Source organism: [Pseudomonas] carboxydohydrogena (genome assembly GCF_029030725.1).
Taxonomy (GTDB): Bacteria; Pseudomonadota; Alphaproteobacteria; order Rhizobiales; family Xanthobacteraceae; genus Afipia; species Afipia carboxydohydrogena.
Genome location: NZ_CP113162.1, coordinates 1,553,472 through 1,577,271 on the forward strand (window position 1 = coordinate 1,553,472; position 23,800 = coordinate 1,577,271).

Here is a 23,800-nt window from a genome sequence, read left to right on the forward strand (position 1 = left end):
GCCGGGGAGCGATCCTCGCTTATCTTGCCCGTACGGCTTAACGAATTTTCCGAAAAACCTTCAGGTGACCAATGCGCGATCCGGTTGAAACCTACATGAACCTTGTGCCGATGGTGGTCGAGCAGACCAACCGTGGCGAGCGGGCCTACGACATCTTCTCGCGCCTCTTGAAAGAGCGGATCATCTTCCTCACCGGGCCGGTCGAAGACGGCATGTCGACGCTGGTTGTCGCTCAGTTGCTGTTCCTGGAGGCCGAGAATCCGAAGAAGGAAATCTCGATGTACATCAACTCGCCGGGCGGCGTGGTGACGTCGGGCCTTGCGATCTACGACACCATGCAGTTCATCCGCCCGCCGGTTTCCACGCTCTGCACCGGGCAGGCGGCCTCGATGGGCTCGCTGCTGCTGGCCGCGGGCGAGAAGGACATGCGCTTCTCGCTGCCGAATTCGCGCATCATGGTCCACCAGCCGTCCGGCGGCTTCCAGGGCCAGGCCACCGACATCATGCTGCACGCGCAGGAAATCCTGAATCTCAAGAAGCGGTTGAACGAGATTTACGTCAAGCACACGGGCCAGGATTACAAGACCATCGAGGATGCGCTGGAGCGCGACAATTTCCTCACCGCCGAGAAGGCCCGCGATTTCGGCATCGTCGACAAGGTGATCGACAAGCGGCCGGAAGATCCGGTAGCGAAAGCCGCCTGATAGGGCTGCCTCTTAACGTGGCCTCTCAAGGCCGGTTTGGGCGATTCTGCCTGCCATAACAGTTGGGGACCGGCGGCCCCAACTGTCCCGGTTTCTCGTGTCATTCCCGCAACGCCGGGGTGAAATCACGGTTTGGCAGTCGTGAAACCGCGGCAAATCGGGCTAGAGTCCGCAAATCAGCCCTCCGGGGATTAGTGAATTCTTGATCCTCGGGTGCCAGCATGGTTCGCTGGCAGGGTGAGCCAGGTTTGAATCGGGATTCGGTGAGGGTCACGATTCGAGCATATCTCGAATGCAACGTCTTTTCAGTACGCGTTTTGTTCCTATCTCCAGCCGAGATCAGAACAGCCGGACGGAAAGCGGAAGACGGAGACAGGAATGAGCAAGGTCGGTACGGGCGACTCGAAGAACACTCTCTATTGCTCATTCTGCGGAAAGAGCCAGCACGAGGTCCGCAAGCTGATCGCGGGCCCCACCGTGTTCATCTGCGACGAGTGCGTCGAACTGTGCATGGACATCATCCGCGAGGAGAACAAGTCCTCGCTCGTGAAGTCGCGTGACGGAATCCCGACGCCGAAGGAAATCTGCAAGGTGCTCGACGATTACGTCATCGGGCAGAACCATGCGAAGAAGGTGCTCTCGGTCGCGGTGCACAACCACTACAAGCGGCTGAACCACCAGACCAAGCACAACGATGTCGAACTTGCGAAGTCGAACATCCTGCTGATAGGCCCCACCGGTTCGGGCAAGACGCTGCTTGCGCAGACGCTCGCCCGCATCCTCGACGTGCCGTTCACGATGGCCGACGCGACGACGCTCACCGAAGCCGGTTATGTCGGCGAGGATGTCGAGAACATCATCCTGAAGCTGTTGCAGGCCGCCGACTATAACGTCGAGCGCGCGCAGCGCGGCATCGTCTACATCGACGAGATCGACAAGATTTCGCGCAAGTCGGACAATCCCTCGATCACCCGCGACGTATCGGGCGAGGGCGTGCAGCAGGCGCTTCTGAAGATCATGGAAGGTACGGTCGCTTCCGTTCCGCCGCAGGGCGGGCGCAAGCATCCGCAGCAGGAATTCCTGCAAGTGGATACGACCAACATCCTGTTCATCTGCGGCGGTGCGTTCTCGGGTCTCGAGAAGATCATCTCCTCGCGCGGGCGCACCACCTCGATCGGCTTCGCAGCCAGCGTGCTCGCGCCGGAGGATCGTCGCACCGGCGAAATCTTCCGCGAAGTCGAGCCGGAGGATCTCTTGAAGTACGGCCTCATTCCCGAGTTCGTCGGCCGTCTGCCCGTGGTGGCGACGCTGGAAGACCTCGACGAGGCTTCGCTGAAGAAGATTCTGGTCGAGCCGAAGAACGCGCTGGTGAAGCAGTACCAGCGGCTGTTCGAGATGGAGAATATCGAGCTGACCTTCGCCGACGAGGCTCTGGGCGCGGTGGCGCGCAAGGCCATCGAGCGCAAGACCGGCGCGCGCGGGTTGCGCTCGATTCTGGAGAGCATCCTGCTGGAGACGATGTTCGATCTTCCGGGTCTGGAAGGCGTCGAGGAGGTCGTGATCTCCCGCGAAGTGGTGGAGGCGACCGCAAGGCCGCTCTACATCTACGCCGACCGCAGCGACCGGGCAGGCGAGACCAGCGCGAGCGCGTAACGCGCATCTGTGGAACTCTGTATATTCGAACGGCCGCCGGTTTTCCGGCGGCCGTTTTTGATTCGTGCCAGGCGTAAAAAAGCCTGTTGTGGCTGGGGTTTGTCAGCCGCTTGACACCCCCGTGGGGGATAGCCACCTAATGGGACACGGCGGCATTTGTAAAAGCTCAGATTCGCCAAAAATACTGCCCGGAGGGAAAGGCCGCCACGCGCGGATGGCTCATTCGAGCCCTTTGCTTTCCGGTTATTCTGCACCTTGCTGCGGTTGCATCCTGAGATGGGCTGCGCGCAAGGGGGCGCAATGAAAAGGAAGTAAGGCATGACTGCCTCGACCAAGCCTCGTCCGACCATCGTCGCCGGTGAAAGCCATCAGTATCCGGTCCTGCCGCTGCGCGACATCGTTGTCTTCCCGCACATGATCGTGCCGCTGTTCGTCGGCCGCGAGAAATCCATTCGCGCGCTCGAAGACGTGATGAAGAACGACGCGCTGATTTTGCTGGCGACGCAGAAGAATGCTTCCGACGACGATCCGGCGGCGGATTCGATCTATGAGATCGGCACGCTCGCCAGCGTGCTGCAACTCCTCAAGCTGCCCGACGGCACCGTGAAGGTGCTGGTCGAGGGCCTGGAGCGCGCGCGCGTCACCAAATATTCCGACCGCACCGATTACTACGAAGCGGAAGCCACGGCGCTCGCCGACACCGACGCCAAGAGCGTCGAGGCGGAAGCGCTCGGCCGCTCGGTCGTGTCCGATTTCGAGAGCTATGTGAAGCTGAACAAGAAGATCTCCGCCGAAGTGGTGGGCGTCGTTCAGCAGATCACCGATTTCGCCAAGCTCGCCGACACGGTCGCCTCGCATCTCGCGGTCAAGATCGCGGATCGGCAGGACATTCTGGAGACGCTGTCGGTTTCGCAGCGCCTTGAGAAGGTGCTCGGCCTGATGGAAAGCGAAATCTCGGTCTTGCAGGTCGAGAAGAAAATCCGCTCGCGCGTCAAGCGCCAGATGGAGAAGACCCAGCGCGAGTACTACCTCAACGAGCAGATGAAGGCGATCCAGAAGGAGCTCGGCGACGACGAAGGTCGCGACGAGTTGGCCGATCTGGAAGAGAAGATCGCCAAGACCAAGCTCTCGAAGGAAGCCCGCGAGAAAGCGCAGCACGAACTGAAGAAGCTGCGGCAGATGTCTCCGATGTCCGCCGAAGCCACCGTCGTGCGCAACTATCTCGACTGGCTGCTGTCGATTCCGTGGGGCAAGAAGTCCAAGGTCAAGAAGGACCTCGGCGCCGCGCAGGAAATCCTCGATGCCGATCACTACGGGCTTGAGAAGGTCAAGGACCGCATCGTCGAGTATCTCGCCGTGCAGTCGCGCGCCAACAAGCTGACCGGTCCGATCCTGTGCCTCGTCGGCCCTCCGGGCGTCGGCAAGACCTCGCTCGGCAAGTCGATCGCGAAGGCGACCGGCCGCGAATTCGTGCGCGTGTCGCTCGGCGGCGTGCGGGACGAGGCGGAAATCCGCGGTCACCGCCGCACCTATATCGGCTCGATGCCCGGCAAGATCATCCAGTCGATGCGGAAGGCCAAGACCGCGAATCCGCTGTTCCTGCTCGACGAGATCGACAAGATGGGCGCGGACTTCCGTGGCGATCCGTCCTCGGCGCTGCTGGAGGTTCTCGACCCCGAGCAGAACGGGACGTTCAACGACCACTATCTCGAAGTGGACTATGACCTGTCCAACGTGATGTTCATCACGACCGCGAATACGCTGAATATTCCCGGCCCGCTGATGGACCGCATGGAGGTGATCCGCATCGCCGGCTACACCGAGAACGAGAAGGTCGAGATCGCGCGCAAGCATCTGATCCCGACCGCGATCTCCAAGCACGGCCTGTCGTCGAAGGAATTCTCGATTGACGATGCGGCGTTGCTTCTGATGATCCGGCGCTACACCCGCGAGGCGGGCGTGCGTAACCTCGAGCGCGAGCTGTCCACGCTGGCGCGCAAGGCGGTCAAGGAACTGATGCTCTCGAGCAAGAAGTCGATCAAGGTGACGGAAGCCGTGGTCGAGGAAATGCTCGGCGTGCCCAAGTTCCGTTACGGCGAGATCGAGAACGAGGATCAGGTCGGCGTCGTCACGGGCCTTGCATGGACCGATGTCGGCGGCGAACTGCTCACCATCGAAAGCGTGATGATGCCCGGCAAGGGACGCATGACGGTGACCGGCAATCTGCGCGACGTGATGAAGGAATCGATCTCGGCGGCGGCGTCTTACGTCCGCTCGCGGGCGATCAATTACGGCATCGAGCCGCCGTTGTTCGAGAAGCGGGACATCCACGTCCACGTTCCCGAGGGCGCGACGCCGAAGGATGGCCCGTCGGCTGGCGTGGCGATGGCGACCACCATCGTCTCGGTGCTGACCGGCATTCCGATCCGGCATGACGTGGCGATGACCGGCGAGATCACGTTGCGCGGACGTGTGCTGCCGATCGGCGGTCTGAAAGAGAAGCTGCTCGCGGCGGGCCGTGGCGGCATCAAGACGGTCTTCATTCCGGAGGACAATGCCAAGGACCTCACCGAGATTTCCGACGCCATCAAGGGCGGCATGGAGATCATTCCGGTGAGCCGGATGGACGAGGTGCTGGCCAAGGCGCTGGTGCGGGCTCCGACGCCGATCGTCTGGGAGGAGGACACCGCTGTGCCTCCCAAGGCGGAAGCGGATGAGGCTGCGGGCGGTCTGACCGCGCATTAGAATGGCTTGATTGATATGAAAAGGCGCCTTCGGGCGCCTTTTTTATCGGATCGGAGCGAGAGGCGCTCGCGGATGACTTCGTTTTGCGAGTTCGCTAGAATCGACTGCCAAGGATAAGGAGAGGCAAATGCTCCGGAGTTGTTTGCTGGGTCTGGCGTTCGCGCTGTTTGCGGGGTTGTTTACGCAAACAGCCTCGGCTCAATATTATGGCAGGCCGGGCTACGGCCCTGGCCCTGGATATGAGTATGGACCCGGTCCTGACTATCGCCGTGGTCATGGCCGTGGCCAGTTTTGCGCGAACGAAAATGAAATATGTGATGTTGGCGGCGTCGCGAATGTGCGTTATGGCGCGCATGGCCAATACGTCGTGCGTCGCGTCCACGGCTCTATTCCTTGCGCGAACCAGTATTTCGGCGACCCCGCGCCCGGGATAGTCAAGCACTGCGTAATCGACTAAAGGAAAGCGACGGGCGGCTAGCTCAGCTGGTTAGAGCATCTCGTTTACACCGAGAGGGTCGGGAGTTCGAATCTCTCGCCGCCTACCATCGCCAAAACTTTCAGTACATCGGTCGCAACACGCAAATGCCCCGCTCAGGTGAGCAGGGCATCGTGTGAATGGTGTGATCAATTGTCTGGAGGGTCTAAAGGCTGATGATCGACGCCGCGACGATTGTCGCCATCGCCAGCGGGATGCCGATGACGGTGATCGCGGTGGCCGCCAGCACGGTCTGGAGAGACGGTTTCATCCTCTTCGTTCCTTCTTATTTGCGCCAAGATTTAGCCGCGTTTCTGGACGGCGCAACAAAGTCCGGTCGTCAACCTAACCGGATGAAGAGGAGCGAGTTCGCAATTGCGTCTATGAATTTAACGATCGATTCACGCTGACGTGTCGGAACGATCTTGAGGCAGGATGCAGGACGCGGACTATGCCTGTTCTTCCCAGATCGCGGCGAGGTGCACGATGGTGCGTACCGCGGCTTCCATGTCCTGCACGCTGACCCATTCGAGGCGAGAGTGGAAGGCATGTTCGCCCGCGAAGATGTTGGGGCAGGGCAGGCCCATGAACGACAGCCGCGAACCATCGGTGCCGCCGCGAATGCTGCCGCGTTCGGGCTTAAGTCCAGCGCGGCGGATCGCTTCGATGGCATGCTCGACGATTGCAGGCTGGCGGTCCACGATCTCCTTCATGTTGCGATATTGCTCGCGGATATCGATGCGATAGGTCGATCGCGGGAATTCCTTCATCACCTCGGCGACGGTGCGCTCCAGCAGGGCCTCTTTCTCCTTCAGTCCGGCCACGCTGAAATCGCGGACGATGTAGTGCAGCGTCGTCTCTTCCAGCGCGCCGGTGATTCCGACCGGATGCAGAAAGCCCTCGCGCCCCTCGGTCGTCTCCGGCGTCAGCGTATCCTGCGGCAGGCGTTCGACAATGCGCGCGGCGATCTTGATCGCGTGCTCCATCTTGCCCTTCGCCATGCCGGGATGGGCGCTGACGCCCTGAATCCGGATGGTCGCGGCATCGGCGGAAAAGCTTTCGTCCTCGATCGAGCCCGCGCTCTCGCCGTCGATGGTGTAGGCGACATCCGCGCCGAGCTTTTTCAGATCGACCTTGTCGACCCCGCGGCCGATCTCCTCGTCAGGCGTGAACAGGATCTTGATCGTGCCGTGCTTGATCTGAGGGTTGGCGAGAAGGACCTGCACCGCGTCCATGATCTCGGCGACACCTGCCTTGTTATCGGCCCCTAACAGCGTGGTGCCATCGGTGGTGACGATGTCGTGGCCGATCTGCTGGGCGAGGGCGGGGTGCTCGGCGAAGCGGATGATTTGAGACGAATCCGCCGGCAGCACGATGTCGCCGCCCTGATAGTTTGTCACGATCTGGGGCTTCACGTCCTTGCCGCTGCAATCGGGTGACGTGTCCATGTGCGAACAGAAGCACACCACCGGCACCTTTTTGCCGGTGTTGGCCGGAAGGGTGGCATAGACGTAGCCGTGCCCGTCGAGATGGGCATCGGCAAGACCCAGCTCAAGCAATTCCTGCGCGAGCAGGCGGCCGAGGTCCTTCTGCTTTTCGGAGGAGGGCGTGGTCGGCGATTCCGGATCAGACTGGGTGTCGATGCGCACGTAGCGCAGGAAGCGTTCGAGCACGGTGTGATTGAATTTCATGGCGGACGACATGGCGCCGGACCTCATACGCAGGGCACGGCATTCGATCCGCGCGTGTAGATGGAATCTATCTTGAGAAGAAGCGGGACAGGGTCAAGGCGCGACCGCGATGTTTTCAAACCGGGCAGCCTTGCTCCGTGTTTCTATGATACGCGCATAAAGAAAAACGCCACCCCAAAACCGCGTATGCGGTTTCGGGATGGCGTTTGGCGAAAAAGCGTAAAGGCGCTTAGACGGCTTCCTTCAGCTCCTTGGCGGCGCGGAAGGCGACCTTCTTGCTGGCCTTGATGTGGATGGCTTCGCCGGTGGCCGGGTTGCGGCCCATGCGGGCGGCGCGCTTGCGGACCTGGAGAATGCCGAGGCCGACGATGCGGATGCGCTCGCCCTTCTTAAGGTGCTTGGTGATCTTGGTGACCATGTCGGTCAGGATCGCTTCAGCGGTCTTCTTCGACAATTCGTGTTCTTCCGCGAGAGCGGCGGCAAGGTGCTTGAGCGTAACAGTCGCTGGGGTAGCTGCTTTCTTCGCCATGATGACCCTCCTCGTGGTACTTGGCTTTCAGGAACTGACTATCCCGCAAGGGTTAGTTGATTCGCCATGGATCTGACCATGATGTTTTGCCCATAAACAGGGTCTTTTTTGCATCAATGGTGGAAAAAGGTCCGGCGGATAGGGACATCTGTAATGTCCTTGACTTGGATTGTGGCCTCCTTTAAGTCCCAGCGTCTCGCGGATCGATCACATCGGCCCGCTGCGGGAGTAGCTCAGTTGGTTAGAGTGCCGGCCTGTCACGCCGGAGGTCGCGGGTTCGAGCCCCGTCTCTCGCGCCACCTTTTCAATGACTTAGCAAAAGTCTGAAAAGGGGCATGATCCCAGATGTGTCTGGGCTTTTGATACATCCAGACTTTGCATAACGACCTGATCGGCGGATCGCCGCGCCTCGGGTGGGAAACTGACGCGGCCGCGCCACATCGCGGTGTGATATTTTTGCTGTTGATTCCCTCACGGGGTCGCCATCGAAACCAACGTCAGGAAACAGCATGAAGATGATGAAGTATCTCGCCCCCGCGCTCTTTGCGTCGTTTTTCGCCCTTGCGCCGGCGTCGGCCATGCCTGCCTCCTCAGCGGCGGGGCTGAACGGGGCGGATGCCTCATCCATCGTTCATGTGCAGTATCGCGGCCATGGACATCATCATCGCGGTGCACGCGGCCCGGTCTACCGGCCCGGTGGCCGTTATTCGTCGGCTCCGCGCGGTTATCGCCGCTATGGTGCGCGGCCGCATGACTGGCGTGCCCGGCGCTGCGTGATGGCGGGCCCCGTCTGGTTCTGCCCGTAAGCGGCTTGTGGAAAGAAAGCCCCGGCCTCGTGCCGGGGTTTTCGATTCCGGGGCGGATTTGAGAGCGCAGACATCGGGAAAAAAGGGGCGCGCAAGTGCATCCCCCAGCACCTTATTGTTATCGCGGAGGAACGGGGTTCGGCGTTATACCCCGCCGAGCAGCCCTCTGATTTCAGGAATCCCAGATGACCCAGCCCAGCTCCGGTACCAATCGCAAATACCGCCTCGCCATCATTCCCGGCGACGGGATCGGCAAGGAGGTCGTGCCGGAAGGCGTGCGGGTGCTGGAGGCGGCGGCGAAGAAATTCGGTTTCGAGCTGCAACTCGACGATTTCGATTTTGCCTCATGCGACTACTACCAGAAGCACGGCCGGATGATGCCGGAGGACTGGAAGGAGCAGGTCATCCATCACGACGCGATCTTCTTTGGTGCGGTCGGCATGCCCGCCATCGTGCCCGACCACGTGTCGCTGTGGGGCTCGCTCATCAAGTTCCGCCGCGAATTCGACCAGTATGCCAACGTCCGCCCGGTACGGTTGATGCCGGGGGTAAAGTCGCCGCTGGCGGGCCGCAAGCCGGGCGATATCGACTTCTTCGTGGTGCGCGAGAACACGGAGGGCGAGTATTCGTCCATTGGTGGACGGATGTATCCGGGCACCGATCGCGAGATCGTCACCCAGCAAACGGTGATGTCGCGCACCGGCGTCGACCGCATTTTGAAATATGCCTTCGAGCTCGCTCAAAAGAGCCCGAAGAAGCATCTGACCTCCGCGACCAAGTCCAACGGTATCTCGATCACGATGCCGTACTGGGACGAGCGCGTGAAGGCGATGGCCAAATCCTACCCCGACGTGAAATGGGACCAGTACCACATTGATATTCTGGCGGCCCATTTCGTCCTGAACCCGGACCGCTTCAACGTGGTGGTGGCCTCGAATCTGTTCGGCGACATTCTCTCCGACCTTGGTCCGGCCTGCACCGGCACCATCGGAATAGCGCCCTCGGGAAGCCTCAATCCGGAAAGGAAGTTTCCATCCCTGTTCGAGCCTGTCCACGGCTCGGCTCCCGATATCGCGGGACAGGGCGTCGCCAACCCGATTGCACAGATCTGGTCGGCGGCCATGATGCTGGACCATTTGGGCGAAGCGGAGGCCTCCGGGGCCGTGATAGCCGCGATCGAGCGTGTGCTTTCGGAGGACAAGCTGCGGACCCGTGATCTCGGCGGCAGCGCGAACACGCAGGCTTGCGGCAAGGCCGTAGCGGCCATCCTCGGCTAGGCTACGGGTGCCTCAAGGGAAACATGAATTCGGCTTCTTCTTTGGGAAAATCTTCTGCGTGCGCAGTGCTACGGCTAGGCGGTATGCCCGTCTTGCCCTTACCGGTGGGCTGCGCTATTCCCCCTTCGAATTATTCCAGAGTTCGCGAATCCGCGGACGCGATCGCCGCGATTGAGGGCCACCGATGGGCGGAATCTTGCAGAACTATCTGCCACTTGTGGTGTTTATCGGAGTAGCGGCCATCATCGGTCTGGCGCTGCTGGTTGCGCCGTTCCTGGTTGCCTATCAGCAGCCCGACCCGGAAAAGCTGTCGGCCTACGAATGCGGGTTCAACGCTTTCGACGACGCTCGCATGAAATTCGACGTCCGCTTCTATCTGGTGGCGATTCTCTTCATCATCTTCGATCTGGAGGTCGCCTTCCTGTTCCCGTGGGCGGTGGCGTTCGGCAAGCTCGGCGCGGTCGGTTTCTGGTCGATGATGGTGTTCCTCGGCGTCCTGACCATCGGGTTCGCCTATGAGTGGAAGAAGGGTGCGCTTGAATGGGATTGAACCCGACCCCGGTGTCGTCCGGCTCGCCGCAAATCTCAAAGCCGGCGACGGGCGTGCTCGATCCGCGTACCGGCAAGCCGGTCGGCGCGGATGACGGCTATTTCCTCGAGATCAATCATGAACTGTCCGACAAGGGATTCTTCGTCGCGGCAGCCGACGATCTCATCACCTGGGCGCGCACCGGTTCGCTGATGTGGATGACCTTCGGCCTCGCATGCTGCGCGGTCGAGATGATGCAGGTGTCAATGCCGCGCTACGATGTCGAGCGCTTCGGTTTCGCGCCGCGCGCTTCGCCGCGCCAGTCCGATGTCATGATCGTCGCCGGAACGCTGACCAACAAAATGGCCCCGGCCTTGCGCAAGGTCTATGACCAGATGCCGGAGCCGCGCTACGTGATCTCGATGGGATCGTGCGCGAACGGCGGTGGCTACTATCACTATTCCTATTCGGTGGTTCGCGGTTGCGACCGCATCGTCCCGGTGGACATCTATGTGCCGGGCTGCCCGCCGACCGCGGAGGCGCTGCTTTACGGCGTCCTGCTCCTGCAAAAGAAGATCCGCCGTACCGGAACGATTGAACGCTAAGGCTGAATGATGGACGACGCCAGACTCGACGCTCTCGGTCAGACGATTGTTGGTGCGCTGCCAGATGCGGCGCTCGGCCATGCGGTCGAGGTCGGCGAACTCAACATTTCGGTCGATCTGTCCCGCATCGTCGAGGTCGCGCGTTTCCTCAAGACCGATTCGCGCTGCCGCTTCGTCAACATCATCGACGTGACGGCGGTGGACTATCCCGGGCGCGAGAACCGGTTCGACGTGGTGTATCATTTGATGTCCCCGACGCTGAACGCGCGGCTTCGCTTGCGCGGCCAGGCGAGCGAGGCGACGCAGGTGCCCTCGATCATTTCGGTGTTTCCGGGTGCGGACTGGTTCGAGCGCGAGACCTACGACCTCTATGGCGTGATCTTCACCGGTCATCCCGACATGCGCCGGCTGCTGACCGATTACGGCTTCGAGGGTCATCCGCTGCGCAAGGATTTCCCGACCACCGGTTTCGTCGAGGTCCGCTACGACGATCAGGAAAAGCGCGTGGTCTACGACCCGGTGCGCCTCAATCAGGAATTCCGCAAGTTCGACTTCCTGTCGCCTTGGGAAGGCGCGGACTATCTGTTGCCGGGCGACGAAAAGGCCGCCGCTGCGCCGAAGCCGCCGGGCGAAGAGAAGAAGGCGTCCACGCCATGAAGCCTTCGCTCACCGCCGGATCGACCCACCGCTTCACCTACCGCGTGCCGGAGAACAAGACCGTGCCGCATCTGTTTCCTGAAGCGCGCGATTTCCAGATCATGCCGCACGTCTTGGCCACCGGCTACATGGTCGGCCTGATGGAGTGGGCCTGCATGGACATGATCCGTCCTCATCTCGAGGAGGGCGAGGGCACGCTCGGCACATTGATTGATGTCAATCATACCGCGGCGACCCCGCCCGGCCTTACAATCAATGTCGATGTCGAATGCACCGATGTGAAGGGCAAGCTGCTGCGCTTTACCGTCAAGGCGCATGACGGCGTCGATGTGATCGGGGAAGGGCGCCACGAGCGTTATGCGGTGATGTGGGACAAGTTCAAGGCGCGGGTTTCCGACAAGGCCGCGAAGGCGGGAGTAGCCGCATGAGCATCACCGAGGCAGACGCGCTCCGCGACACTCCCGGCACGCGCAACTTCACCATCAATTTCGGCCCGCAGCATCCGGCCGCGCACGGCGTGCTGCGTCTCGTGCTCGAACTCGACGGCGAGGTTGTCGAGCGCGTCGATCCGCATATCGGCCTCCTGCATCGCGGCACCGAGAAGCTGATCGAGCAGAAGACCTATTTGCAGGCGATCCCGTATTTCGACCGGCTCGATTACGTCGCGCCGATGAATCAGGAGCATGCCTTCTGTCTGGCGGCGGAAAAACTGCTTGGCATTACCGTGCCGCGTCGCGGGCAATTGATCCGCGTGCTGTATTGCGAGATCGGCCGCATCCTGTCGCACCTCCTCAACGTCACCACGCAGGCGATGGACGTCGGCGCGCTGACGCCGCCGCTGTGGGGCTTCGAGGAACGCGAAAAGCTGATGATGTTCTACGAGCGCGCCTCCGGGTCGCGCATGCATGCGGCGTTCTTCCGCATCGGCGGCGTGCATCAGGACCTGCCGCCGAAGCTGATCGACGATATCGACGCCTGGTGCGATGCCTTCCCCGAGAAGGTCGACGATCTCGAAGTGCTGCTCACCGACAACCGCATCTTCAAGCAGCGCAACGTCGATATCGGCGTGGTGACGCTCGATCAGGCGTGGGAGTGGGGCTTCTCCGGCGTGATGGTGCGCGGCTCGGGTGCCGCGTGGGATCTGCGCAAGGCGCAGCCCTATGAGTGCTACGCCGAAATGGATTTCGACATCCCGATCGGCAAGAACGGCGACTGCTACGACCGTTACTGCATCCGCATCGAGGAGATGCATCAGTCGGTACGGATCATGAAGCAGTGCATCGCCAAGCTGCGTGCGCCGGACGGGCAGGGGCCTGTCGTGATCGAGGACAACAAGATCACGCCGCCGCGCCGGGGCGAGATGAAGCGCTCGATGGAAGCGCTGATCCATCACTTCAAGCTCTACACCGAAGGCGTTCACGTTCCGGCGGGCGAGGTCTACGCCGCCGTGGAAGCGCCGAAGGGCGAGTTCGGCGTCTATCTCGTCGCGGACGGCACCAACAAGCCTTACAAGTGCAAGATCCGCGCGCCGGGCTTCGCGCATTTGCAGGCGATGGATTTCATCTGCAAGGGCCATCTGCTGGCCGACGTTTCCGCCATCCTCGGCTCCCTCGACATCGTGTTCGGCGAGGTGGATCGATGATGGCTTCGCACATCGACAATCTGGGCAGGAGCTTCGCGCGCTGCGGCTCCATGACGATCGAGAGAATGTAATGTCCGTTCGGCGTTTGGCACCGAAAGAGTTGCAGCCCGCGAGCTTCGTCTTCACCGACGAGAATCTCGCCTGGGCGAAGCAGCAGATCGCGAAATTCCCGGAAGGGCGTCAGCAGTCAGCCGTGATCGCGATCCTGTGGCGCGCCCAGGAGCAGAACGCGGGCTGGGTGTCGGAAGCCGCGATCCGCGCGGTCGCCGACCTGCTCGGCATGGCGCATATCCGCGTGATGGAGATCGCGACCTTCTACACCATGTTCCAGCTCTCGCCGGTCGGCAAGAAAGCGCATGTGCAGGTCTGCGGCACCACGCCGTGCATGCTGCGCGGCGCGAAGGATCTGGTCGAGGTCTGCAAGCATCGCATCCATCACGATCCGTTCCACGTCTCGGCCGATGGCGACTTCTCGTGGGAGGAGGTCGAGTGCCTCGGCGCCTGCGTGAACGCGCCGATGGTGATGATCTGGAAGGACACCTACGAGGATCTGACGCCGGAGACGCTGAACAAGGTGCTCGACGGTTTTGCCTCGGGCAATCCGCCGGAGCCGGGCCCGCAGAACGGACGCCAGTTCTCGGCTCCCGAAGGCGGCCCGCGTGTGCTGACCAGCGTCGATGGGAAGGACAAGCCATGAGCAACCTCGCGAACGGGTGGGGCCGGGTGGCTCTTCACGCGCTGCTCGCGGCGGCGTTCTTCTTCGTACTGAACTACTACTTTCTCAAGACCGGGCTTGAAACCAGCTTGAGCTGGGCATTCGCGCTTGGTGGGATTGCTGCTGTCATCGCCTACAGACAATCGAAAAGCTGAGGCTTCAGGAAGCGACATGCTCGACGACAAGGATCGCATCTTCAAGAATCTGTACGGCCTTCATGACTGGGGGCTGGAAGGCGCGCGCCGTCGCGGCGCATGGGATGGCACCAAGGCCATCATCGAAAAGGGCCGCGACTGGATCGTCAGCGAGATGAAGGCATCGGGCTTGCGCGGCCGTGGCGGCGCGGGCTTCCCGACCGGCATGAAATGGTCGTTCATGCCGAAGGAATCCACCGACGGCCGTCCGAGCTATCTCGTCGTCAACGCCGACGAGTCCGAGCCCGGCACGTGCAAGGACCGCGAGATCATGCGGCACGATCCGCATCTGCTCGTAGAGGGCTGCCTGCTCGCGAGCTTCGCGATGGGTGCGCATGCCGCCTACATTTATATTCGCGGTGAATTCATCCGCGAGCGCGAGCATCTGCAAGCCGCCGTCGATCAGGCCTATGAGGCGAAGCTGATCGGCAAGGACAACATCCACGGCTGGCCGTTCGATCTCTACGTGACGCACGGCGCGGGCGCCTACATCTGCGGCGAAGAGACGGCACTTCTCGAAAGCCTTGAAGGCAAGAAGGGCCAGCCGCGCCTGAAGCCGCCGTTCCCCGCGAATGTCGGCCTCTATGGTTGCCCCACCACGGTGAACAACGTCGAGTCGATCGCGGTCGCGCCGGACATCCTGCGCCGTGGTGCTGCGTGGTTCGCGGCCATCGGCCGTCCGAACAATGTCGGCACCAAGCTGTTCGGCATTTCCGGCCACGTCAACACGCCCTGCGTGGTGGAAGACGCGCTCGGCATCACCTTCAAGGAACTGATCGAGAAGCACGGCGGCGGCATTCGCGGCGGCTGGGACAATCTGCTCGCGGTCATTCCCGGTGGCGCATCTTGTCCGCTGATTCCGGCGGCGGATTGCGAAGACCTCATCATGGACTTTGACGGCACCCGCGCGGTGAAGTCGAGTCTCGGCACCGCAGGCGCCATCGTGATGGACAAGTCCACCGATGTCGTCGCGGCGATCGCGCGCATTTCCTACTTCTTCAAGCACGAGAGCTGCGGCCAGTGCACGCCGTGCCGCGAGGGCACCGGCTGGATGTGGCGCGTGCTCACCCGCATGGTCGAGGGCCGCGCCCACAAGCGCGAGATCGACATGCTGCTCGAAGTCACCAAGCAGGTCGAAGGCCATACCATCTGCGCGCTCGGCGACGCGGCGGCGTGGCCGATCCAGGGCCTGATCCGTGCCTTCCGGCCGGAGATCGAACGGCGCATCGACGACTTCACGCGCAAATCTACACTCGACGATCAGGGCATCCTCGACCCCGATCACATGGTCGCGGCGGAGTGAATGCGATGACCAAGATCCTCGTCGACGGAAAAGAGATCGATGTCCCGGCCGAATACACGCTGTTGCAGGCGTGCGAGGCGGCGGGCGCCGAGATTCCACGCTTCTGCTATCACGAGCGGCTGTCCATCGCGGGCAACTGCCGCATGTGCCTTGTCGAGGTCGCTGGCTCGCCGAAGCCGGTCGCGAGTTGCGCCTGGGGCGTGCGCGATTGCCGTCCGGGCCCGAACGGCGAACTGCCATCGGTGAAGACCAAGTCGCCAATGGTGAAGAAGGCACGCGAAGGCGTGATGGAATTCCTGCTCATCAACCATCCGCTCGATTGCCCGATCTGCGATCAGGGCGGCGAGTGCGATTTGCAGGATCAGGCGATGGGCTACGGCGTCGATACCAGCCGTTTCGCCGAGAACAAGCGCGCGGTCGAGGACAAGTATCTCGGCGTGTTGGTGAAGACGGTGATGACCCGTTGCATCCAGTGCACGCGCTGCGTCCGCTTCGCCAACGAAGTCTGCGGCGTGCCGGAGATGGGCCTGATCGGCCGTGGCGAGGATGTCGAGATCACCACCTATCTCGAAAGCGCGCTGACCTCCGAGTTGCAGGGCAACCTCGTGGACATCTGCCCGGTGGGCGCGCTGACCTCGAAGCCTTATGCGTTCGCTGCGCGTCCGTGGGAATTGGGCAAGACGCAATCCGTCGACGTGATGGATGCGGTCGGCTCCGCGATCCGCGTCGATACCCGTGGCCGCGAAGTGATGCGCATTCTGCCGCGCGTCAACGAGGCGGTGAACGAGGAATGGATTTCCGACAAGACCCGTCACATCGTCGATGGCCTGCGCACCCAGCGTCTCGACCGTCCGTATGTGCGCGAGAACGGCAAGCTGCGCGCGGCTTCGTGGAGCGAGGCGTTTGCCGCCATCGCCGCGAAGAAGGCGACAGGTAAGCGCATCGGCGCCATCGCGGGCGATCTTGCCGCCGTGGAGGAGATGTTCGCGCTGAAGGACCTGCTGTCGCGGCTCGGCTCAAGCAACATCGCCGCGCAGAATGTCGCGAGCTTCGATCCGAAGTTCGGCCGCGCATCCTACATCTTTAATCCGACCATCGCGGGCATCGAGCAGGCCGACGCGCTGCTCATCATCGGCGCCAATCCGCGCAAGGAAGCGACGATCGTCAACGCGCGCATCCGCAAGCGCTGGCGCACCGGCCAGATGAAGGTCGGCGTGATCGGCGAGAAAGTCGATCTCACCTATAAATACGAACATCTCGGCGCGGGCCCCGAGACGGTGGCGGACATCGTTGCGGGCAAGCATTCGTTCGCAGACGTGCTGAAGGGCGCGAAGAATCCGATCGTGCTGGTTGGCGCGGGTGCCTTCGGCCGCAAGGACGGCGCGGCGCTGCTCGCGCAGGCGGCGGCGTTGGCTTCCGGCATTGCCGCCGTCAAGGACGGCTGGAATGGCTTCGGCGTGCTGCACACGGCGGCGTCATCGGTCGGCGCGCTCGATCTCGGCTTCGTGCCGGGCGAGGGCGGACTTGATGCCGAAAAGATGCTCGCACCCGGCGCACTGGACATGCTGTTCCTGCTCGGCGCGGACGAGGTTGAGGTGCCTGCGGGCGCATTCGTTGTCTATATCGGCACCCATGGCGACCGTGGCGCGCACCGCGCCGATGTGATCCTGCCGGGCGCGGCCTACACCGAAAAGAGCGGCATCTACGTCAACACCGAGGGCCGCGTGCAGATGGCCAACCGCGCGGGCTTCCCGCCGGGCGAGGCCCGCGAGGACTGGGCCGTGCTGCGCGCGTTGTCGGAGACGCTTGGGCAACGGCTGCCTTACGACTCCTTGCAGCAGTTGCGGCAGGCGATGTTCAAGGCGCTGCCGCATCTGATGCGCCTCGACCAGATCGAGGCGTCGGATGGAGCGTCCGCGCTGAAGGCGCTGGCGGGGCGGGGCGGCAACGCCGACAAGGCTGCCTTCAAGAGCCCGGTCGCGGACTTCTACCTGACCAATCCGATCGCCCGCGCATCGGCGGTGATGGCCGAATGTTCGCGTCTTGCCTCCGGGCAAATCCTGAGCGCAGCGGAGTGATGAACTGATGTCCGAATTCTTCGCAAGCTCTGTCTGGACGGACTTCCTCTGGCCGCTGATCATCATGCTGGCGGAGAGCGTGCTGCTGCTCGTCGTGCTGCTGGTCGCGATCGCTTACATCCTTCTTGCCGACCGCAAGATCTGGGCGGCGGTGCAGATCCGCCGCGGCCCGAACGTGGTCGGCCCGTGGGGCCTGTTTCAATCCTTCGCCGACTTGCTGAAGTTCGTGCTGAAGGAGCCGACGATTCCGGACGGCGCCAACAAGGGCATCTTCCTGCTCGCGCCGCTCGTCTCCTGCGTGCTGGCGCTCGCGGCTTGGGCGGTGATCCCGGTCAACCTGAACTGGGTGATCGCCGACATCAATGTCGGTATCCTCTACATCCTCGCGATCTCCTCGCTGTCGGTCTACGGCATCATCATGGCGGGCTGGTCGTCGAACTCGAAATATCCGTTCATGGCGGCGCTACGCTCGGCGGCGCAGATGGTGTCCTACGAGGTCTCGATCGGCTTCGTCATCATCACCGTGCTGTTGTGCGTCGGCTCGCTGAACCTCACCGCCATCGTCGAGGCGCAGCACCATCGCGGCCTCGCCACCATGCTCGGCGTGCCGTGGCTCAGCTTCCTGAACTGGTACTGGCTGCCGCTGCTGCCGATGTTCGTCATCTTCTACGTCTCGGCGCTGGCGGAAACCAACCGTCCGCCGTTCGACCTCGTCGAAGCCGAATCCGAACTGGTCGCGGGCTTCATGACCGAATACGGCTCGACTCCGTACCTGCTGTTCATGCTTGGCGAGTACGTCGCGATCTGTACCATGTGTGCGATGGCCGCGATCCTGTTCATGGGGGGCTGGCTGCCGCCGGTCGATCTGCCGCCGTTCAACTGGGTGCCGGGCGTGATCTGGTTCTCGCTCAAGGCGTTCGCGTTCTTCTTCATGATCGCGATGGCGAAGGCGATCGTTCCGCGCTACCGCTACGATCAGTTGATGCGTCTCGGCTGGAAGGTATTCCTGCCGCTGTCGCTGGCGATGGTCGTGATCGTCGCGGGCGTCCTGCAATTCTTCCAGCTGGCGCCGAAGTGAGGGCATCATGGGAATAGCATCAGCCGTCAACTCGCTTCTGCTCAGGGAATTCGCGTCGGCCTTCGTGCTGACGATGCGCTACTTCTTCAAGCCGAAGCCGACCGTGAACTATCCGTTCGAGAAGAACCCGATCTCGCCGCGATTCCGTGGCGAACATGCGCTGCGCCGTTATCCGAACGGTGAGGAACGCTGCATCGCCTGCAAGCTGTGCGAGGCAATCTGCCCGGCGCAGGCCATCACCATCGAGGCGGGGCCGCGCCGCAATGACGGCACGCGCCGCACCGTGCGCTACGACATCGACATGGTGAAGTGCATCTATTGCGGTCTGTGCCAGGAAGCCTGCCCGGTGGATGCCATCGTCGAGGGGCCGAACTTCGAGTTCGCCACCGAAACGCGCGAAGAACTCTATTACGACAAGGCCCGGCTGCTCGCGAACGGCGACCGCTGGGAGCGCGAGATCGCCAAGAACATCGAACAAGACGCGCCGTACAGGTAACGCCTCATGATCCTTCCCGCGCTGTTCTTTTATCTCTTTGCCGGCGTTTGCGTCGCCTCGGCCGTGATGGTCGTGACCTCGCGTAACCCGGTGCATTCGGTGCTGTTCCTGATCCTGACCTTCGTCAACGCGGCGGGGCTGTTCGTGCTTTTGAACGCCGAGTTCCTCGCGATGATCCTGATCGTGGTCTATGTCGGCGCGGTCGCGGTGTTGTTCCTGTTCGTCATCATGATGCTCGATGTCGATTTCGCCGAACTGCGGCAGGGCTTCATCGAGTATCTGCCGGTCGGCATTCTGATCGGCGCGATCTTCCTCGCAGAACTGCTGCTGGTCGCGGGCGGCTGGGTGCTGAGCCCGAACGTCGCGCATTCGATCACCGCGCCGATCCCGGCGACCGTGACCAACACCGAGGCCATCGGTCTCGTGCTTTACACGCGCTACATCCATTACTTCCAGCTCGCCGGTCTCGTGCTGCTGGTGGCGATGATCGGCGCCATCGTGCTGACGCTGCGCCACAAGCCGAGCGTCAAGCGGCAGAACATCAGCGCCCAGAACGCGCGGGGCAAGGCGACCGCGATGGCGGTGCGTCAGGTGCCGTCAGGGCAGGGATTGCAGGACGCCGATGCCGGGGAGTGGGTGAAATGACGATCGGTCTCGGACATTATCTGGCTGTCGCGGCGATCCTGTTCACGCTCGGGATTCTCGGCATCTTTCTCAATCGCAAGAACGTCATCGTCATCCTGATGTCGGTCGAGTTGATCCTGTTGTCGGTCAACATCAATCTGGTGTCGTTCTCGAGCTTCCTCAACGACATCGTCGGTCAGGTATTCGCGCTGCTGGTTCTCACGGTGGCAGCGGCGGAAGCCGCGATCGGACTTGCGATCCTCGTCGTCTACTTCCGCAACCGCGGCTCCATCGCGGTCGAAGACATCAACCTGATGAAGGGCTGACCAGCATGATCCCGAAAAGTGGGCACCGGTTTTCGGACCAGATCATGGTCAGGGGAATGACGTTATGATTCAGGCGATTGTTTTCCTGCCGCTTCTCGGCGCGCTGATCGCGGGCGTCATCACGCTCATCGGCGCGCATGCGCGCTGCCCGAGCGGGGATGAGATGGACCATGCGCATGGGCACGATGACCATGCCCATAACCATGCCAATGGCGCGGCCCACGCGCACGATGCCCATCATGACGACCACGGCCACGACGACCATCATGGTCCGGTTGAGCCGGCGGCGGCTGGCTCGCGCCTCGCCGAAATCGTCACCACCGCTCTGTTGCTCACTTCGGCCGCGCTCGCCTGGGTGACGTTCGTCGATGTCGCGCTGATGCATCACGATCTGCGCATCGTGCTGACGAGCTGGATCGATTCAGGTTCTCTCAAGATCAACTGGGCGCTGCGCGTCGATACGCTGACGGCGGTGATGCTGGTTGTGGTCACGACCGTGTCCTCGCTCGTGCATCTGTATTCGATCGGCTACATGAACGAGGACCCGAACCGTCCGCGCTTCATGGCGTATCTGTCGCTGTTCACCTTCGCCATGCTGATGCTGGTGACGTCCGACAATTTGGTGCAGCTGTTCTTTGGCTGGGAAGGCGTCGGTCTCGCGAGCTATCTGCTGATCGGTTTCTGGTACAAGAAGCCCTCGGCGAATGCGGCGGCGATCAAGGCATTCGTCGTCAACCGCGTCGGCGATTTCGGCTTCGCGCTCGGCATCTTCGCGATCTTCGCGCTGGTCGGCTCGACCGATTTCGAGACGATCTTCGCGGGCGCGCCTGGCCTCGTGGGCAAGACCATTCACCTGTTCCATTGGGATGTCGATGCGCTGACGCTGACCTGCCTCTTGCTGTTCATGGGCGCGATGGGTAAGTCCGCGCAGTTCCTGCTGCACACATGGTTGCCGGACGCGATGGAAGGCCCGACGCCGGTCTCCGCGCTGATCCACGCCGCGACCATGGTGACCGCGGGCGTGTTCATGGTGGCGCGCCTGTCGCCGCTGTTCGAACTGGCGCCGCACGCCAAGGCATTCGTGATGCTGATCGGCGGCACCACGGCGCTCTTCGCCGCGACCATCGGCCTCGTGCAGAACGACATCAAGCGCGTGGTCGCGTATTCGACCTGTTCGCAGCTTGGCTACATGTTCGTGGCGATGGGGGCGGGGGCTTACTCCGTCGGCATCTTCCACCTGTTCACGCACGCCTTCTTCAAGGCGCTGCTGTTCTTAGGCTCGGGCTCGGTGATCCTCGCGATGCATCACGAGCAGGACATGCGCAACATGGGCGGGCTGTGGCGGAAGATTCCGTTCACCTACGCCACCATGGTGATCGGCACGCTGGCCCTCACCGGCTTTCCGCTGACGGCGGGTTACTTCTCGAAGGATGCGATCATCGAATCCGCTTTCGCGGCGAACAGCAATCCGTTCGCGTTCTACGGCTTCCTCTGCACCGTGGTCGCGGCGGGCCTGACTTCGTTCTACTCCTGGCGCCTGATTTTCATGACGTTCCACGGCAAGCCGCATGACGAGCATCATTTCGAGGCGGCGCATGAAAGCCCGCTGGTGATGCTGATTCCGCTCGCGGTGCTGGCGGTCGGCTCCTTCGCCGCCGGTTTCCCGTTCAAGGAACTGTTCGCGGGCCACGGCGTCGGCGAGTTCTTCGGCTCCGCGCTGAAGGTGGACGAGCATGTGATGGAGGCGATGCATCACATCCCGCACTGGATCGCGCTGCTGCCGACGGTGATGATGTTCGCGGGTCTTGCGATGGCTTATTTGTTCTACATCGCCAGGCCGTATCTGCCGGTCGAACTCGCGCACCAGCAGCCGCTGCTCTACAAGTTCCTGCTCAACAAATGGTACTTCGACGAGCTGTACGATTGGATCTTCGTGCGCCCGGCCAAGTGGCTCGGCACCACGCTGTGGAAGAAGGGCGACGGCATGCTGATCGACGGGCTCGGACCTGACGGCGTGTCCAAGCGGGTACTGGATGTGACGCGTGGCGTCGTCAAGCTACAGACCGGCTATCTCTATCACTACGCCTTCGCCATGCTGATCGGCGTGGCGGGGCTCATTACCTGGTTCATGTTCGGTCTCGGGGGCCAGCAATAATGACCACCTGGCCTGTTCTGTCCGTCACCACGTTCCTGCCGGTCGCCGGCGCGGTGCTGCTGTATCTGCTGGCGCGGGGCAACGATGCCATTGCCGCCCGCAACGCGCGCTGGATCGCGCTGTGGACCACGCTCATCACCTTCGCGGTGTCGCTGGTCCTGCTGCTGCATTTTGATTCTTCGCAACCGGGTTTTCAATTTGAGGAGCGCGCCCAGTGGCTGGGCGCGGCGATCAACTACCACATGGGCGTGGATGGCATTTCGCTGCCGTTCGTGATCCTGACCACGGCGCTGATGCCGTTCTGTATCATTGCGAGCTGGAAATCGATCCAGACGCGCGTGCGCGAATACATGATGGCGTTTCTGGTTCTGGAAACGCTGATGGTCGGCACCTTCTCCTCGCTGGACCTCGTGCTGTTCTATCTGTTCTTCGAAGGCGGCCTGATCCCGATGTTCCTGATCATCGGCGTCTGGGGCGGCCCGCGCCGCGTCTATGCGAGCTTCAAGTTCTTCCTCTATACGCTGCTCGGCTCGGTGCTGATGCTGCTCGCCATCATGGCGCTCTATGCGCAGGCGGGCACCACCGACATCCCGACGCTGATGACGACGAACCTGCCGCATCGCCTCCAGACCTGGGCGTGGCTGGCGTTCTTCGCGTCCTTCGCGGTGAAGATGCCGATGTGGCCGGTGCATACGTGGTTGCCGGATGCGCACGTCGAGGCGCCGACGGCAGGCTCCGTGGTGCTGGCGGCGATCCTTTTGAAGATGGGCGGTTACGGCTTCCTGCGCTTCTCGCTGCCGATGTTCCCGCTGGCCTCGCATGACTTCGCGCCGCTGGTGTGGACGCTGTCGGCGATTGCGATCATCTACACCTCGCTGGTCGCCCTGATGCAGGAGGACATGAAGAAGCTGATCGCTTATTCGTCCGTCGCGCATATGGGCTTCGTCACCATGGGCATCTTCGCCGGCACCATGCAGGGCGTCGCGGGCGGCGTGTTCCAGATGATCTCGCACGGTATCGTGTCCGGCGCGCTGTTCCTCTGCGTCGGCGTCATCTACGACCGCATGCACACCCGCGAGATCGCGGCCTATGGCGGCCTCGTCAACCGCATGCCGCTGTATGCCTTCACGTTCCTTCTGTTCACCATGGCCAATGTCGGCCTGCCGGGAACCTCCGGCTTCGTCGGTGAATTCCTGACGCTGCTCGGCACCTTCAAGGTTTCGGTCCCGACCGCGATCTTCGCCACCACGGGCGTGATCCTGTCGGCGGGTTATGCGCTGTGGCTGTACCGCAAGATCGTGTTCGGCGAACTCACCAAATCGTCGCTGGCCAGCATCAAGGACATGACCGGGCGCGAGATCGCGATCTTCGTGCCGTTCATCGTCCTCACCATTCTGTTCGGCGTTTATCCGAAGCCGGTGCTGGATATGTCGGCGGCATCGATCCATCAACTCGTCGAGAATTACGGCGCGGCGGTTCACGCCGTCAAAGCCGCGGCACTATTTTAAGAGCAGGACG

22 protein-coding genes and 2 tRNA genes are annotated in these 23,800 nt (G+C 62.1%); 22 read left to right on the plus strand and 2 right to left on the minus strand.

What is annotated here, in order from left to right:
* Nucleotides 1-71: 71 nt before the first annotated feature.
* From AFIC_RS07710 to AFIC_RS07725, 4 genes are all read left to right on the plus strand, one after another.
* On the plus strand, nucleotides 72-704 hold the full coding sequence (locus AFIC_RS07710; RefSeq protein ID WP_275248535.1) for an ATP-dependent Clp protease proteolytic subunit: 633 nt from the start codon (nucleotides 72-74) through the stop codon (nucleotides 702-704).
* A 378-nt stretch (nucleotides 705-1,082) separates the two neighbouring features.
* Nucleotides 1,083-2,357, plus strand: a complete 1,275-nt coding sequence (gene clpX / locus AFIC_RS07715; protein WP_275248536.1) for an ATP-dependent Clp protease ATP-binding subunit ClpX — start codon at nucleotides 1,083-1,085, stop codon at nucleotides 2,355-2,357.
* 318 nt (nucleotides 2,358-2,675) lie between these two features.
* Nucleotides 2,676-5,102 carry an endopeptidase La gene (gene lon / locus AFIC_RS07720; protein ID WP_275248537.1) on the plus strand — a complete coding sequence of 809 codons (2,427 nt, stop codon included), beginning with the start codon at nucleotides 2,676-2,678 and terminating at the stop codon, nucleotides 5,100-5,102.
* 468 nt (nucleotides 5,103-5,570) lie between these two features.
* Nucleotides 5,571-5,647 (plus strand) — tRNA-Val (locus AFIC_RS07725).
* A gap of 379 nt (nucleotides 5,648-6,026) precedes the next feature.
* On the opposite strand, the gene pepT is transcribed toward AFIC_RS07725, so the two are convergent.
* Nucleotides 6,027-7,280, minus strand: a complete 1,254-nt coding sequence (pepT, locus tag AFIC_RS07730) for a peptidase T (protein ID WP_275248538.1) — start codon at nucleotides 7,278-7,280, stop codon at nucleotides 6,027-6,029.
* A gap of 217 nt (nucleotides 7,281-7,497) precedes the next feature.
* A complete protein-coding gene (locus AFIC_RS07735; RefSeq protein WP_002715618.1) occupies nucleotides 7,498-7,797 on the minus strand; it encodes an HU family DNA-binding protein in 300 nt (99 codons plus the stop codon).
* 222 nt (nucleotides 7,798-8,019) lie between these two features.
* Between AFIC_RS07735 and AFIC_RS07740 the strand changes: the two genes are divergently transcribed.
* The 18 genes from AFIC_RS07740 (at nucleotide 8,020) to AFIC_RS07825 (ending at nucleotide 23,790) form a co-directional block, all read left to right on the plus strand.
* A tRNA-Asp gene (locus AFIC_RS07740) sits at nucleotides 8,020-8,096 on the plus strand.
* Nucleotides 8,097-8,306: 210 nt separating this feature from the next.
* Nucleotides 8,307-8,603, plus strand: a complete 297-nt coding sequence (locus AFIC_RS07745) for a hypothetical protein (protein WP_275248539.1) — start codon at nucleotides 8,307-8,309, stop codon at nucleotides 8,601-8,603.
* Between the two features lie 185 nt (nucleotides 8,604-8,788).
* The gene (locus AFIC_RS07750) at nucleotides 8,789-9,880 is read left to right on the plus strand and encodes a tartrate dehydrogenase (RefSeq protein ID WP_275248540.1); all 1,092 of its coding nucleotides are present in this window, start codon (nucleotides 8,789-8,791) and stop codon (nucleotides 9,878-9,880) included.
* 184 nt (nucleotides 9,881-10,064) lie between these two features.
* Nucleotides 10,065-10,430 (plus strand): NADH-quinone oxidoreductase subunit A, encoded by a 366-nt coding sequence (locus tag AFIC_RS07755; RefSeq protein WP_002715621.1) that lies wholly within the window; start codon nucleotides 10,065-10,067, stop codon nucleotides 10,428-10,430.
* Nucleotides 10,427-11,014 carry a NuoB/complex I 20 kDa subunit family protein gene (locus tag AFIC_RS07760; RefSeq protein ID WP_275248668.1) on the plus strand — a complete coding sequence of 196 codons (588 nt, stop codon included), beginning with the start codon at nucleotides 10,427-10,429 and terminating at the stop codon, nucleotides 11,012-11,014. Before AFIC_RS07755 ends, AFIC_RS07760 begins: the two co-directional genes overlap by 4 nt.
* Nucleotides 11,015-11,023: 9 nt before the next feature.
* Complete coding sequence (locus tag AFIC_RS07765; protein WP_275248669.1) at nucleotides 11,024-11,671, plus strand: NADH-quinone oxidoreductase subunit C; 648 nt, start codon at nucleotides 11,024-11,026, stop codon at nucleotides 11,669-11,671.
* Nucleotides 11,668-12,099: a thioesterase family protein gene (locus AFIC_RS07770; RefSeq protein ID WP_275248541.1), complete on the plus strand. Its 432-nt coding sequence runs from the start codon at nucleotides 11,668-11,670 to the stop codon at nucleotides 12,097-12,099. The genes AFIC_RS07765 and AFIC_RS07770 overlap by 4 nt, the downstream gene beginning before the upstream one ends.
* The gene (locus tag AFIC_RS07775; RefSeq protein WP_275248542.1) at nucleotides 12,096-13,313 is read left to right on the plus strand and encodes an NADH-quinone oxidoreductase subunit D; all 1,218 of its coding nucleotides are present in this window, start codon (nucleotides 12,096-12,098) and stop codon (nucleotides 13,311-13,313) included. Before AFIC_RS07770 ends, AFIC_RS07775 begins: the two co-directional genes overlap by 4 nt.
* Nucleotides 13,314-13,383: 70 nt before the next feature.
* On the plus strand, nucleotides 13,384-14,010 hold the full coding sequence (nuoE, locus tag AFIC_RS07780) for an NADH-quinone oxidoreductase subunit NuoE (protein WP_275248543.1): 627 nt from the start codon (nucleotides 13,384-13,386) through the stop codon (nucleotides 14,008-14,010).
* The gene (locus AFIC_RS07785) at nucleotides 14,007-14,183 is read left to right on the plus strand and encodes a hypothetical protein (protein WP_275248544.1); all 177 of its coding nucleotides are present in this window, start codon (nucleotides 14,007-14,009) and stop codon (nucleotides 14,181-14,183) included. The genes nuoE and AFIC_RS07785 overlap by 4 nt, the downstream gene beginning before the upstream one ends.
* Nucleotides 14,184-14,199: 16 nt before the next feature.
* Nucleotides 14,200-15,525, plus strand: coding sequence for an NADH-quinone oxidoreductase subunit NuoF (gene nuoF, locus AFIC_RS07790; RefSeq protein WP_275248545.1), 1,326 nt, complete (start codon nucleotides 14,200-14,202; stop codon nucleotides 15,523-15,525).
* A 5-nt stretch (nucleotides 15,526-15,530) separates the two neighbouring features.
* Nucleotides 15,531-17,603, plus strand: coding sequence for an NADH-quinone oxidoreductase subunit NuoG (gene nuoG, locus AFIC_RS07795; protein WP_275248546.1), 2,073 nt, complete (start codon nucleotides 15,531-15,533; stop codon nucleotides 17,601-17,603).
* 7 nt (nucleotides 17,604-17,610) lie between these two features.
* Nucleotides 17,611-18,681, plus strand: coding sequence for an NADH-quinone oxidoreductase subunit NuoH (nuoH, locus tag AFIC_RS07800; protein ID WP_275248547.1), 1,071 nt, complete (start codon nucleotides 17,611-17,613; stop codon nucleotides 18,679-18,681).
* Between the two features lie 7 nt (nucleotides 18,682-18,688).
* On the plus strand, nucleotides 18,689-19,177 hold the full coding sequence (gene nuoI / locus AFIC_RS07805) for an NADH-quinone oxidoreductase subunit NuoI (protein ID WP_275248548.1): 489 nt from the start codon (nucleotides 18,689-18,691) through the stop codon (nucleotides 19,175-19,177).
* 6 nt (nucleotides 19,178-19,183) lie between these two features.
* Nucleotides 19,184-19,822, plus strand: a complete 639-nt coding sequence (locus AFIC_RS07810; protein WP_275248549.1) for an NADH-quinone oxidoreductase subunit J — start codon at nucleotides 19,184-19,186, stop codon at nucleotides 19,820-19,822.
* On the plus strand, nucleotides 19,819-20,127 hold the full coding sequence (nuoK, locus tag AFIC_RS07815; RefSeq protein WP_275248550.1) for an NADH-quinone oxidoreductase subunit NuoK: 309 nt from the start codon (nucleotides 19,819-19,821) through the stop codon (nucleotides 20,125-20,127). Before AFIC_RS07810 ends, nuoK begins: the two co-directional genes overlap by 4 nt.
* A gap of 64 nt (nucleotides 20,128-20,191) precedes the next feature.
* Complete coding sequence (gene nuoL / locus AFIC_RS07820; protein ID WP_275248551.1) at nucleotides 20,192-22,282, plus strand: NADH-quinone oxidoreductase subunit L; 2,091 nt, start codon at nucleotides 20,192-20,194, stop codon at nucleotides 22,280-22,282.
* Nucleotides 22,282-23,790, plus strand: coding sequence for an NADH-quinone oxidoreductase subunit M (locus AFIC_RS07825; RefSeq protein ID WP_275248552.1), 1,509 nt, complete (start codon nucleotides 22,282-22,284; stop codon nucleotides 23,788-23,790). The genes nuoL and AFIC_RS07825 overlap by 1 nt, the downstream gene beginning before the upstream one ends.
* Nucleotides 23,791-23,800: the final 10 nt, after the last annotated feature.